The 233-nt window shown below is 42.9% G+C and carries 1 protein-coding gene; it reads left to right on the top strand.

The features are described from left to right. A partial coding sequence (locus ACPYOJ_RS37025) for an aldo/keto reductase (RefSeq protein WP_481420634.1) occupies nt 1–233 on the top strand: 233 nt, incomplete at both ends.

Below are 233 nucleotides of genomic sequence, written 5' to 3' on the forward strand. Positions count from 1 at the left end.
ACGATATGTACGGCAAAACCGATGAAAAAGAAGCGATCGCAACGATTCACCGCTCTTTAGAACTGGGTGGGAATTTTCTTGACACCGCTGATTTGTACGGCCCCTTCAAAAATGAACACTTGATTGCCAAAGCGATTGAAGGCAATAGAGATCAGTATATCATCACCACCAAATTCGGATGGGAAATTGATGATAACGACCAGGTAACATGGAAGATCAACGGAACTAAAGAC

It is taken from the genome of Rhizobium sp. SVR5-9E (assembly GCF_056755095.1).